The sequence below is a fragment of the Bacillus sp. EKM420B genome, assembly GCF_011065565.1.
Classification (GTDB): domain Bacteria; phylum Bacillota; class Bacilli; order Bacillales; family Bacillaceae; genus Bacillus; species Bacillus velezensis.
Genome location: NZ_JAAMNX010000001.1, coordinates 783245 through 795424, shown reverse-complemented (window position 1 = coordinate 795424; position 12180 = coordinate 783245). Strand labels below are relative to the sequence as shown.

The window sequence follows — 12180 nt, the reverse complement described above, 5'->3', positions numbered from 1 at the left end:
CAATTACTCCTATTATGAACGAAATGAATTGAACATATCAATGTCAAAGTAGTATGTAAAAGGATTTCATTGTTTTTTTATTATTATTTTTTTCGCTTTAATACGATAAAAAAGCGGGAATCCTCCCGCTTTTTACGATTATCGACGTAAGCCTAGTTTGTTAATTAACTCACGGTAACGAGTTACGTCTTTATTACGCAGATACGTAAGAAGATTACGACGTTTACCTACCATTTTAAGAAGACCGCGACGTGAGTGGTGATCTTTCTTGTGAGTACGCAAATGCTCGTTCAAGTTGTTAATTGAGTCTGTTAGGATAGCGATCTGAACTTCTGGAGAACCAGTATCAGATTCGTGTGTTTTGAACTCGCTGATGAGTTGATTTTTACGCTCTTGAGTAATTGCCATCCTGTTTCACCTCCATATCATAATTAGCCCCAGTTACCTAGCAACCGTCGGTGACTTCGGATTGCCAAGCAATGGTTTTAAGACTACGAAACATATGATACTAAAAATCGCGCCCATATGCAAATCTTTTAGAATAAAATTTGTGTACTTTTGATGTTTTTTCCGTTATTTGCTGAAAAAACGGATCGCTTCTTGTTTGTCTTTCCCGATCTGAGCCGTCAGTTCATCGATGCCGTTAAACTTCCGTTCGCTTCGGATTCGTTTGTACCACTCGATTTTAACGTCTTCTCCGTATACATCCTGTTGAAAATTAAACAAATGAACTTCAATTGACGGCTGATCGGGACGCTTTTCATAAAAGGTCGGTTTGTAGCCGATGTTGCAGACGCCTTCATACACCTCGCCTTTTATTTCGGCTTTCACTGCATACACGCCTGTCGGCGGCACGATATAGCTGTTGTGCAGGCCGACATTCGCGGTCGGAAAACCGATGGTGCGGCCTCTTTTGTCTCCGTGAATCACAGTGCCCCGGATAAAATACGGCTGGCCGAGAAGAGTGTGCGCAAGTTCAACGTCACCATCCTGGAGCGCTGACCGGATATAAGTGGAGCTGATCTTTCTGGCCTGCTCGGTCTGTTTCTCGACAGTCGTGCATCCGGCCTTGCCGTTTAAATCGTCCGGCAGCGTCTCCATCGTGCCTTTTCCGTATTTTCCGTACGTAAAATCGAAGCCTCCCACAGCGTGCCGCGCGTTCAACCCTAAAATATACTCCTCGGCAAACTGTTTTGGAGACAGAGACGCAAACGCTTCATCAAACTTTACGACATACAGCACATCAGCGCCTAAACGCCCGATCTGGCTGATTTTATCTTCAAGCGGCGTAATCAGATCCTTTGGCTCTTTGTCCCTGCCCAACACATGGGAAGGGTGTGGATGAAACGTCATAACGGCCAGCGACAGGCCTTTTTCTTCGGCAATTTGTCTGGCTGTTCCGATTACTTTCCGGTGTCCCAAATGAACGCCGTCAAAGTAGCCGAGCGCCATGACAGACGCCGGCTGCTCTTCTTTTTGTAAATGATGCGGATGAGAAATATGTATCGTCTTCACAGAACGGTCACCTTTTTTCTTATTGTTCGCTTTTTTGCATGAGCACTTTAGCCGGTTTCAGCAGTCCTTTTTTTGAAGGATGCGGCATATAAATGGCCACACATTCTCCGTCTTCAGTACAGACCGCTATACGGGCGTCAGCTGTCATTGCAGAAAATTCCGCCGGGATGTCAAACACCGACCCGTTTTCAGCTTTCTTAGCTAATGTATCACTTATGACCCATTTCGGCAAATGATTGAGCGCTCTATCGATCGGCACGGCATGCTCTGCAACCGTTCCGTCCGAAACCTGCTGTTCAAGTTCCTCAAACGTGAAACATTCATCAAGGCTGAAATCGCCCGAAGCAGTGCGGATGAGATGCGACATATGCGCGGGATAGCCGAGTTTTTCACCGATTGTCACCGCCAACGTTCTGACGTAAGTGCCTTTTGAGCACGTGACTGTAAAGCGGAATGATGCTGTGTCTTCGTTATAAGTGACAGGGGAAGTGAGCGCGATATCTTCAATCGTGATATTCCGCTTCGGCCGCTCCACTTCAATACCCGCTCTGGCGTATTCATAGAGCTTTTTCCCGTTGACCTTTACCGCGGAATACATCGGCGGCACTTGCTCCTGCGGTCCCTTCAATTCGTCTAAAACGGCTTTGATATCCGCTTCTTCCAGCGGCTCCCTGACAGGTTTTACGCTGACCGTTTCTCCCGTCTGGTCTTCGGTCGATGTGGAGAAACCGAGAGTGATCTCAGCATCGTACGTTTTTGACTTGTCGGTGACGTACTCAACGATCTTTGTAGCCCGTCCGACACAGATCGGCAGTACGCCTGACACTTCCGGATCAAGGGTTCCCGTATGCCCGACTTTCTTTGTTTTTAACAGTTTTCTTATTTTCATTACACAGTCGTGAGAAGTCATGCCGACCGGTTTATGTAAAAGGAGAACTCCGTTAACCATCTGTCTTTCGCTCCTTTGTTATCAATTGTATCCCGTAAAACGCAGAAAAGAGGACAGACGACACTCGCCCATCCTCTTTCCCGTTATTCAGACGGTTTATCTGAATGCAGTTCGTGAATCAATGTTTCAATACGATTGCCGTACTCAATTGATTCATCAAATTCAAATTCAAGCTCAGGCGTTTTGCGGAGTCTGATTCGGCTGCCGATTTCGGAACGGATAAATCCTTTCGCTTTCTCAAGCCCTTTCAGCGCCTCCTCTTTCTTTTTCTCTCCGCCGAGGACGGAGATATACACCTTCGCTATTTGTAAATCACCTGAAACACGTACGTCTGTTACAGTGAGAAATCCGATTCTCGGATCTTTAAGCTTTCGGCTGATAATATCCCCGAGCTCTTTTTTCATCTGCTCGCCGACACGGTTTGCTCTCATACTCAATTCAATCACCTCTAAGTTAAAACCACTCTGTTCTAGTGATCGTCCGTTCTATCTCGGGAAAGGAGTCAATAAACGCGAGTACACGCTGGATCTCCTTTTCCGCCTGAACGTGAGAGGAGGAGACGACGGCGATTCCGAAGCTGGTCCGCTGCCAAGTGTCCTGATAGCCGATTTCTGCGGCCGACACGTTGAACTTATTCTGAACCCTCGTTATAATCCGCTTCAGAACGGCTCGTTTCTCCTTTAATGATCCCGCATCATAAATGATGCATTCACATTCCGCAAATCCGATCACTTTCTTTCGATTTCCTGCATGACATACGCTTCAAGGACGTCGCCTTCGCGAATGTCATTGTATTTCTTAATCGTTATACCACATTCATATCCTTGTGAAACTTCTTTCACATCATCTTTGAAGCGTTTCAGAACGTCTACTTCCCCTTCGAAGATGACCACGCCGTCACGGATCAGGCGGAGTCCGCTGTCACGTGTAATGTGGCCGTCTGTTACATATCCGCCGGCAATCGTGCCGATTTTCGATACTTTGAATGTTTGGCGCACTTCAACCTGACCGATGACTTTTTCTTCGTACTCAGGATCAAGCATTCCTTTCATCGCCGCTTCAATTTCTTCGATGACTTTGTAAATGATACGGTGAAGACGGATATCTACATTTTCAGCTTCAGCCGTGCTCTTAGCATTTCCGTCTGGGCGCACATTAAACCCGATAACGATTGCATTTGAAGCAGATGCGAGAATGATGTCTGATTCCGTAATCGCACCGACGCCTGTGTGAATGATTTTCACTTTTACGCCTTCTACTTCAATTTTTTGAAGAGCGGCTGTTAACGCTTCGGCTGAACCTTGAACGTCAGCTTTTACGATTAAGTTGATGTCTTTGACATCGCCTTGTTTAATTTGTTCAAACAGATCATCGAGGCTCAGCTTCGCTTTGTCGCTGCGCTGTTCTTCCAGTTGCTTGGAAGCGCGTGCTTCACCGACAGAACGGGCTGTTTTTTCATCTTTAAAGACGAGGAATTGATCGCCAGCCTGCGGTACGTCGTTTAAGCCCGTGATTTCTACAGGTGTGGACGGTCCGGCTGTTTTCACGCGGCGGCCGAGATCATTGACCATGGCCCGCACGCGGCCGAATGTATTTCCGACAACGATCGGATCTCCGACATGCAATGTTCCCGTTTGAACGAGAAGTGTCGCGACAGATCCTCTTCCTTTATCGAGCTCAGCTTCAATAACCGTTCCTTTTGCCTGACGGTTCGGATTGGCTTTCAGCTCTTCCACCTCACTGACAAGCAGAATCATTTCGACAAGCTCGTCAATTCCCTTGCCTGTAAGAGCGGACAGAGGAACGAAAATCGTTTCTCCTCCCCATGCTTCAGGAACGAGTCCGTATTCAGTCAGCTCCTGCATGACACGGTCAGGGTTCGCGCTTTCTTTATCCACTTTATTCACGGCAACGATAATCGGAACCTCAGCCGCTTTCGCATGGTTGATGGCTTCGACTGTTTGCGGCATAACACCGTCATCAGCCGCTACGACTAAAATGGTAATATCAGTTACTTCCGCACCGCGCGCACGCATTGTTGTGAACGCCGCGTGTCCCGGAGTATCTAAGAACGTGATTTTTTTGCCGTTTTCTTCGATCTGGTACGCCCCGATATGCTGGGTGATTCCGCCGGCTTCACCTTCAACAACCTTTGTTTTTCTGATGCTGTCAAGAAGGGTCGTTTTCCCATGGTCAACGTGGCCCATGATCGTCACGACAGGCGGACGAATTTGAAGATCTTCTTCTTTGTCAGCCTCTTCATATTTTTCAAGCTCAGTTTCTTCGAGCACAATCACTTCTTCTGTTTCCACACCGTATTCAGATGCGATCAGTTCGATTGTGTCTTTGTCAAGCTCCTGGTTAATCGTAGCCATTACGCCCAGAAGCATCAGTTTTTTAATGAGTTCAGACGGTTCTTTGCCAAGTTCTTCGGCTAAGGCCCCGACTGTTAAAGAGCCGGAAAACGTAATTTTCTCAGGAAGCTCTTTTTTCGGCTTCAGCGGTTTTTGCTGATACTGATTTTTGTTGTTATGATTGCGTTTGTTTTTGTTTTTGTTGTTGTTCTTCTTGTTTTTGTTAAATTGATTATTCTGCACGTCATTCTTCTTTCCGTCTCGAATTTTGTTTGGTTGATTCCCAGCAGGCTGCTGATTAATCCCTTGCGGCTTGTTTTTGTTCGTTTCCGCAGGCTTCTGAGATGTAACGCCGGCGCCGCCTTTTTTAAATTTCGCATCAAGCTGCTTAATGGTCTTTTCTTCAAGCATTGCCATATGGTTATTTACTACTATATCCATGTTTTTCAGCGCAGTCAAAATTTCCTTGCTTGAAACATTGATGGCTTTTGCATATTCGTAAACTCTCATTTTAGCCATTCGTTCACCCCCAAAAATATTAATCGAGCAAGCTGATCAGCTTATTCGCAAAACCTTGGTCAGTGACGGCGACAACGACACGTGATTCCTTGCCGATAGAGCGGCCGAGATCCGCGCGGCTTTCGACTTTTTTATAAGGCACTTTATAATAATTGCATTTATCGGATACTTTTTTTGCAGTATTCGCAGATGCATCTTCTGTCAGCAGAACAAGTTTTGCACGCGCATTTCTAATTTCTTTTATAACCAAGTCCTCGCCCGACACGACCTTACGAGCTCGATTGGCCAGACCCAGCAAGGGAAACCATTCCATTCCAGACATGTTATTTTTTCACCTTTTCCGCCAGTTCCAGCAATTCTTCGAAAATCTGGTCATCGATTTGTGATTGAAATTGATTTTGCAATGTGTTTTTCTTTTTCGCAGCTAAGATGCATTCTTTCTCAAGGGTGATATAGGCACCCCGCCCGTTCTTCTTTCCGGTCGGATCGACTGAAATCTCTCCTTCTTTAGAACGGACAATTCGGATCAGTTCCTTTTTAGGCTTCATTTCCCCCGTTACCACGCATTTGCGCAGAGGAATTTTTTTTCGCTTATTCACCTAAAGTCACCTCTTATTCATCCGATTCGGCTGTTTCAGGCTCCATAAAGAGCGGCTCTAAATCGTCATCTTCTTCATGCTCTCTCGGATAGATGCCAAGGTCTCTTGCATCCGTTTCACTTTTGATATCGATTTTCCAGCCTGTCAGTTTCGCGGCTAAGCGGGCGTTTTGCCCTCTTTTTCCGATTGCCAGAGAAAGCTGGTAATCAGGAACGATGACAGTCGTGGCTTTTTCTTCTTCGCTGACGATGACATCCAGCACTTTAGACGGGCTGAGCGCATTGGCAACAAATTCAACCGGATCATCAGACCAGTTGACGATATCAATTTTTTCGCCTTTCAGTTCATTGACGATCGCCTGCACCCGCTGGCCTTTAGGACCGACGCATGAACCGACCGGATCAACGTCAGGGTCATCAGTGCGGACGGAGATTTTAGAGCGGTCGCCCGCTTCTCTGGCAACGGATTTCAGTTCGACCGTTCCGTCATAAATTTCCGGCACTTCGATTTCAAAAAGACGCTTCAACAGGCCAGGATGCGTTCTTGATACATAGATCTGCGGCCCTTTTGTCGTTTTTTCGACTTTTGTGATAAATACTTTAATCCGATCGTGCGGTTTATAGCTCTCATTCGGCATTTGTTCATTGACGGGCAGCAGCGCTTCAATCTTGCCGAGAGACACGTAAATAAACTTGCTGTCTAAGCGCTGTACAATTCCAGTCATGATGTCTTCTTCACGATCGATAAATTCTGAGTAAATCACGCCGCGCTCAGCTTCACGGACACGCTGCGTCACCACTTGTTTCGCCGTCTGCGCAGCAATGCGGCCGAAGTCTTTCGGCGTTACTTCTATTTCAACGACATCTCCGACAAGGTAGTTCGGATGGATGTGCTGGGCGTCGTCAAGCGAGATTTCAAGTCTTGAATCGTATACCTCGTCTACGACATCCTTTCTTGCGAACACGCGGATCGTGCCCGTCTCACGGTTCAGATCGACCCGTACGTTTTGCGCCTGGTTAAAATTTCGCTTATACGCGGAAATTAAGGCAGCTTCAATTGCTTCGATGATAATGTCTTTACTGATGCCTTTTTCTTTTTCAAGAATAGTGAGAGCATCTAATAGTTCACTGCTCATGTTAGCGGTCTCCCCCCTTAAACACTAATACTTCATTCATTAAAATGTTACAGCTAATCTTGCGTTAGCTATTTTTTCATACGGAATATTGACCCGTTTCTTTCTTGTTTTGACCGTCATCTCTATTGTAACAGTTTGTCCATCAAATTCAGCCAATTTGCCTTCAAACACTTTTAAACCGTCAATCGGTTCGTACGTTTTCATGTACACATTTTTGCCCAGTGATTTTTCGAAGTCGGCTTTTTTCTTTAATGGACGCTCGGCTCCAGGAGAAGATACTTCAAGAAAGTAGTTCTGAGTGATCGGATCGGCCTCATCCAGCTTTTCGCTTAACGCTTCGCTGACTTTGGCGCACTCCTCAATATCAACACCGTTATCGGAATCAATAAACACGCGAAGGAACCAGTTTTGACCCTCTTTGACAAATTCAATGTCTACGAGTTCAAGCTGAAGGTCATCCAGTATGGGCTGAGCCATTCCTTGAACGGTATCAGTCACTTTTTTGCTCATGTTTTTCCTCCTTGTGCTGTCGATATCATATCAGCCGTTCCTCTGCATAAAAACCCTGCTTCAAAAGAGCAGGGGCATTGAGAAAACGATGGACATGTCGAGGCAAAATTGCCTGTTCAATACAAAAGAGCGGGTTTCCCCACTCTTTGCCTCGGTAATCGTTAGCATTTCCAATAAAACTATACCATAACCATATATTTAATGCAAATCAAACTCCGCTCGGCGGCTGTGCACAAAGCTTAAAACAGAGACAGCTGATTTTGGTCCGGAAGCGACTCAAGACAGCCGTGACGATCTAAATACTCTAAAATGGTTTTTGACACTTTTCCGCGTTTTTGAAGATCCTCTTTTGAAAGGAACTCCCCTTCTTCCCGCGCTTTCACAATATTGAGAGCGGCGTTGGTTCCGAGTCCCGGAATTGAGTTGAACGGCGGGATGAGACTGTTGCCGTCAATGATAAATTCCGAAGCGCTCGAACGGTATAGATCTACCTTCTGGAAGGAATAGCCGCGCTCACACATTTCAAGCGCAAGCTCTAACACGGTAAGGAGGTTTTTCTCCTTCGGCGAAGCATCAAGCCCTTTAGAGCTGATATCATCCATCACCGCTCTGATGGCGGTTGAGCCTTTAATCATTGTATCAATGTCAAAGTCATCTGCGCGGACGGTAAAATACGCAGCATAATATAAAAGCGCGTGATGCACTTTAAAATAGGCAATCCGCACCGCCATCAGCACGTATGCGGCGGCGTGGGCTTTCGGGAACATGTATTTGATTTTTTTGCATGAATCAATATACCAGTTCGGCACATTGTTCTTTTTCATTTCTTCTTCCCATTCCGGCGTCAGGCCTTTGCCTTTACGGACGAATTCCATGATTTTAAAGGCCAGTGAAGGCTCAAGGCCCTGATAAATCAAGTAAACCATAATGTCATCACGGCAGCCGATCACTTCGCTCAGTTCACACGTATTGTTGTGTATCAGTTCCTGCGCGTTGCCGAGCCATACGTCCGTTCCGTGGGAAAGCCCGGAAATCTGGACAAGCTCGGAGAACGTCGTCGGCTTCGTATCCTCAAGCATCTGCCGCACAAATCGCGTCCCGAATTCAGGAATGCCGAGCGTCCCCGTTTTACAGCCGATCTGCTCTTCAGTGACGCCGAGCGATTCTGTGCCTTGGAAAATCTTCATAACCTCCGGATCATCTGTCGGAATCGTCTTCGGATCAATTCCGCTTAAATCCTGGAGCATCCGGATGACTGTCGGATCATCGTGCCCCAATATATCAAGCTTCAGCAGGTTGTCATGAATGGAGTGGAAGTCAAAATGAGTCGTTTTCCATTCAGACCCCGTCGCATCTGCCGGGAATTGTATCGGGGAAAAATCGTAAATATCCATGTAATCCGGGACAACGATAATCCCCCCCGGGTGCTGGCCGGTCGTTCTCTTAACGCCGGTGCAGCCCTGCACCAGACGGTCGATCTCCGCGCCGCGCATGTGTAGGTTGTGGTCGCCCGCATAGCCTTTCACATATCCGTAAGCCGTCTTTTCCGCAACTGTGCCGATCGTTCCCGCGCGATACACGTTATCTTCACCGAACAATACTTTCGTGTAGTTATGGGCATGCGGCTGATACTCACCTGAGAAGTTCAAGTCGATATCGGGTACTTTGTCACCTTTAAAGCCTAAGAACGTTTCAAACGGGATATCATGCCCGTCCTTTTTCAAAGGTGTGCCGCAAGACGGGCAGCTTTTATCCGGAAGGTCAAAACCGGAACCGACTGATCCGTCATTAAAGAATTCGGAATATCGGCAGCTCGGGCACACATAGTGCGGAGCGAGCGGATTCACTTCAGTGATTTCCGTTAAGGTCGCCACAAGCGATGAACCGACGGACCCCCGGGAGCCGACGAGATAACCGTCATCCAGAGACCGTTTTACAAGCTTATGAGAGATGAGATAAATAACGGCGAATCCATGACCGATGATGCTTTTTAATTCTTTTTCTATTCTCGCTTCCACAATTTCGGGAAGCTCTTCACCGTAAATACTTCTGGCGCGCTGATAGCTCATTTCACGGATTTCTTCATCGGCTCCGTCAATTTTCGGCGTGTACAGATCGTCTTTGATCGGTTTGATCTCTTCGATCATCGAAGCGACTTTCTGTGTATTGTCAACCACGATTTCTTTCGCTTTTTCCGCACCGAGAAAGGAGAAAGCATCCAGCATTTCATCTGTCGTTCTGAAGTGCACTTTAGGCAGTTCGTGCCGGTTTAACGGGTTGGCGCCGCCTTGGGAAGATATTAAGATCTTCCGGTAAATTTTATCCTCATCGTTTAAGTAGTGGACATTTCCGGTGGCAACGACCGGCTTATTCAATTTTTCCCCGAGCTTCGTGATGTTGGCGATGATTTCTTTCAGCGCTTTTTCATCCCGGACGAGCTCAAGCTGCAGAAGGTGTCTGTATACTTCCGGCGGCTGCACTTCAAGATAATCATAGAAGGATGCGATATCTTCAACCTCTTCAGGTGATTTTTGCATCATGCCTTCAAAGACCTCTCCCCTGTCACAGGCAGAGCCGATTAACAGACCTTCTCTGTATTTATTAAGCTGCGACCTCGGAATGCGCGGCACTCTGTAGAAATATTGAATATGAGAAATGGACACAAGCTTAAACAGATTTTTAAGGCCGGTCTCATTTACGGCGAGCAATGTAGCGTGATAAGGCCTTGATCTTTGATAAGCATTGGATTGTCCCATATTCTCATTCAGCTGATCATGATAAAAAATGTCTTTTTCAGCGGCATCTTTGAGCATTTTCAACAGCAGGTAGCCCGTTGCTTCAGCGTCAAAGACCGCTCGGTGATGCTGGGTTAATTCGATATCAAACTTCTTACATAACGTATTTAAGCGGTGATTTTTAAACTCAGGATACAGGAAACGCGCGAGTTCCAGCGTATCAATAACCGGATTTTTCGCTTTTTCCGTTTTCAAAAGACGCTTGTACGCCACATTTAAAAATCCCATATCAAAGCTGGCGTTATGAGCCACAAGCACGTCATCGCCGATCCATTCTTTAAAATCCCGGACGACGTCAACGACATCGGGAGCGTCGCGGACCATGTCGTCCGTTATCCCGGTAAGCTCTATCGTCGTTGCTGACAGCGGATGGTGCGGATTGGCGAACGCTTCGAATTTATCGATGATTTCTCCGCCTCTTATTTTGACTGCGGCAAGCTCAATGATGGTGTCATACACTGCGGACAGACCTGTCGTTTCAACGTCAAAGACGACGTATGTGTCTTCTTCCAGGAGACGGTGAGCTGGATTGTATGCGATCGGAACGCCGTCATCTACGATATTGGCTTCCATTCCGTAAATCATTTTAATGCCGTGTTTTTTCGCGGCGGAATAGGCATCCGGGAAAGACTGCACAACGGCGTGATCAGTTAACGCAATCGCTTCATGTCCCCATTTTTTCGCCTGTTCGACAAGCTTTCCGATGCCCGTTACAGCATCCATTTGGCTCATCGGAGAATGCAGATGAAGTTCAACCCGTTTTTCGCCTTCAGGAGCGGTGTCTTCACGGGTTTTGGCTTTTATTTCATTCACGTCATTTGCAATCATGACGAGGTCTCTGACGAATGTATCGTTTTGAATGCTTCCCCGCGCCTTCACCCACATGCCTTTTTTCAGCGTTTTCATCAAAGCGGCGTCTTCTTTTTCTCTGGCGAACATTTTTACTATAATACTGTTTGTATAGTCCGTGATTTTGAAAATGCAGAGCGTGCGTCCGCTTTTCAGCTCACGTGTTTCAGCATCAAACACAAACCCCTGCACCGTGATTCTTCTTTCTTCATCCATGATGCTGTCAAGCGTCCGGATTTCTTCGTTCTCTTTAATTTGATAGCCGATGACAAGCGGTCCGGACGGTGCCTGATCCTCATCGCCCTCTTTTTCCTTCTTCTCCATCTCGATAAGCGCCTGCATCGCCCGCTCCTGATCTTCAGCAAGCTTTTGCTCGCGGAATTTCTGGACTTCTTGGTCAGATACGAAAATTTCGGTATCCAGCTGCAGTTCCGGAAAGCCGAATTGGCGGTAGCTGTGCTGAATCAGTGCGCTGTATTTATTTTTGAGCGCAGATGCTTCTGTATCTGTTTTTGTTTTCACGATCAGCTTGTTTCCCTTGAGCTTCGGTTTCTGCTGATTCAAAAGAGCCACCATCGGCGGCGAGGTTCCTTCAAGCTCTTCAATACAGCGTGTCCAATAATCCTGTACAAGCTCCTCTGTCACTGTAGGGTCGATGACCTGAACAGACGATGTGACACGGGCGATGTGAGCAAACGATTGTGTTAACCTCATCATGAATGAATCATATATTTGATACGGCAAAAGAGCCTTAAAGCGAAATTGGAAATGCCAGGCTTTTTCTGCTTTATGGATTGTCAGTTTATCAATCTCTCCGTCTTCAAAGTATGTCATGAAGGTATCATCTGTCATATTAAGCTGCTGCAGAAGAATCTGAAACTGTCTTCTGTTTACTGATAACTGTTCCATTCAGACAGTATCCCTCCCTTAAAACATCATAAGTGAAGGTACCTCC

Annotated in this window: 11 protein-coding genes; all 11 read right to left on the bottom strand. The window is 46.5% G+C overall.

Features of this window, described 5'->3' with window-relative positions; all coding sequences use genetic code 11:
• Window positions 1-138: 138 nt before the first annotated feature.
• On the bottom strand, window positions 139-408 hold the full coding sequence (gene rpsO / locus G9F48_RS03995; protein WP_003154182.1) for a 30S ribosomal protein S15: 270 nt from the start codon (window positions 406-408) through the stop codon (window positions 139-141).
• A 165-nt stretch (window positions 409-573) separates the two neighbouring features.
• Entirely contained in the window at window positions 574-1515 is a 942-nt protein-coding gene (gene ribF / locus G9F48_RS03990) for a bifunctional riboflavin kinase/FAD synthetase (RefSeq protein ID WP_165409050.1), read from the bottom strand.
• Window positions 1516-1534: 19 nt separating this feature from the next.
• Window positions 1535-2464: a tRNA pseudouridine(55) synthase TruB gene (gene truB, locus G9F48_RS03985; RefSeq protein WP_003154184.1), complete on the bottom strand. Its 930-nt coding sequence runs from the start codon at window positions 2462-2464 to the stop codon at window positions 1535-1537.
• 83 nt (window positions 2465-2547) lie between these two features.
• The gene (gene rbfA / locus G9F48_RS03980; protein WP_003154185.1) at window positions 2548-2901 is read right to left on the bottom strand and encodes a 30S ribosome-binding factor RbfA; all 354 of its coding nucleotides are present in this window, start codon (window positions 2899-2901) and stop codon (window positions 2548-2550) included.
• A 16-nt stretch (window positions 2902-2917) separates the two neighbouring features.
• A complete protein-coding gene (locus tag G9F48_RS03975; protein ID WP_003154188.1) occupies window positions 2918-3196 on the bottom strand; it encodes a DUF503 domain-containing protein in 279 nt (92 codons plus the stop codon).
• On the bottom strand, window positions 3193-5337 hold the full coding sequence (gene infB / locus G9F48_RS03970) for a translation initiation factor IF-2 (protein ID WP_069013688.1): 2145 nt from the start codon (window positions 5335-5337) through the stop codon (window positions 3193-3195). Before infB ends, G9F48_RS03975 begins: the two co-directional genes overlap by 4 nt.
• Before the next feature lie 19 nt (window positions 5338-5356).
• Window positions 5357-5659 carry a YlxQ family RNA-binding protein gene (locus G9F48_RS03965; protein ID WP_003154192.1) on the bottom strand — a complete coding sequence of 101 codons (303 nt, stop codon included), beginning with the start codon at window positions 5657-5659 and terminating at the stop codon, window positions 5357-5359.
• A gap of 1 nt (window position 5660) precedes the next feature.
• A complete protein-coding gene (gene rulR, locus G9F48_RS03960) occupies window positions 5661-5936 on the bottom strand; it encodes a glucose-induced regulator RulR (RefSeq protein ID WP_003154193.1) in 276 nt (91 codons plus the stop codon).
• A 13-nt stretch (window positions 5937-5949) separates the two neighbouring features.
• Complete coding sequence (gene nusA / locus G9F48_RS03955) at window positions 5950-7071, bottom strand: transcription termination factor NusA (RefSeq protein ID WP_003154195.1); 1122 nt, start codon at window positions 7069-7071, stop codon at window positions 5950-5952.
• 39 nt (window positions 7072-7110) lie between these two features.
• Entirely contained in the window at window positions 7111-7581 is a 471-nt protein-coding gene (rimP, locus tag G9F48_RS03950) for a ribosome maturation factor RimP (RefSeq protein ID WP_003154197.1), read from the bottom strand.
• A 239-nt stretch (window positions 7582-7820) separates the two neighbouring features.
• A complete protein-coding gene (locus G9F48_RS03945; protein ID WP_165409049.1) occupies window positions 7821-12134 on the bottom strand; it encodes a PolC-type DNA polymerase III in 4314 nt (1437 codons plus the stop codon).
• Between the last annotated feature and the right edge of the window lie 46 nt (window positions 12135-12180).

Excerpts from the sequence above, each read along its gene's own strand:
- rpsO (WP_003154182.1), bottom strand. The coding sequence starts at position 408 with ATGGCAATTACTCAAGAGCGTAAAAATCAACTCATCAGCGAGTTCAAA.
- truB (WP_003154184.1), bottom strand. The coding sequence starts at position 2,464 with ATGGTTAACGGAGTTCTCCTTTTACATAAACCGGTCGGCATGACTTCT.
- infB (WP_069013688.1), bottom strand. The coding sequence starts at position 5,337 with ATGGCTAAAATGAGAGTTTACGAATATGCAAAAGCCATCAATGTTTCA.
- G9F48_RS03965 (WP_003154192.1), bottom strand. The coding sequence starts at position 5,659 with ATGTCTGGAATGGAATGGTTTCCCTTGCTGGGTCTGGCCAATCGAGCT.
- nusA (WP_003154195.1), bottom strand. The coding sequence starts at position 7,071 with ATGAGCAGTGAACTATTAGATGCTCTCACTATTCTTGAAAAAGAAAAA.
- rimP (WP_003154197.1), bottom strand. The coding sequence starts at position 7,581 with ATGAGCAAAAAAGTGACTGATACCGTTCAAGGAATGGCTCAGCCCATA.
- G9F48_RS03945 (WP_165409049.1), bottom strand. The coding sequence starts at position 12,134 with ATGGAACAGTTATCAGTAAACAGAAGACAGTTTCAGATTCTTCTGCAG.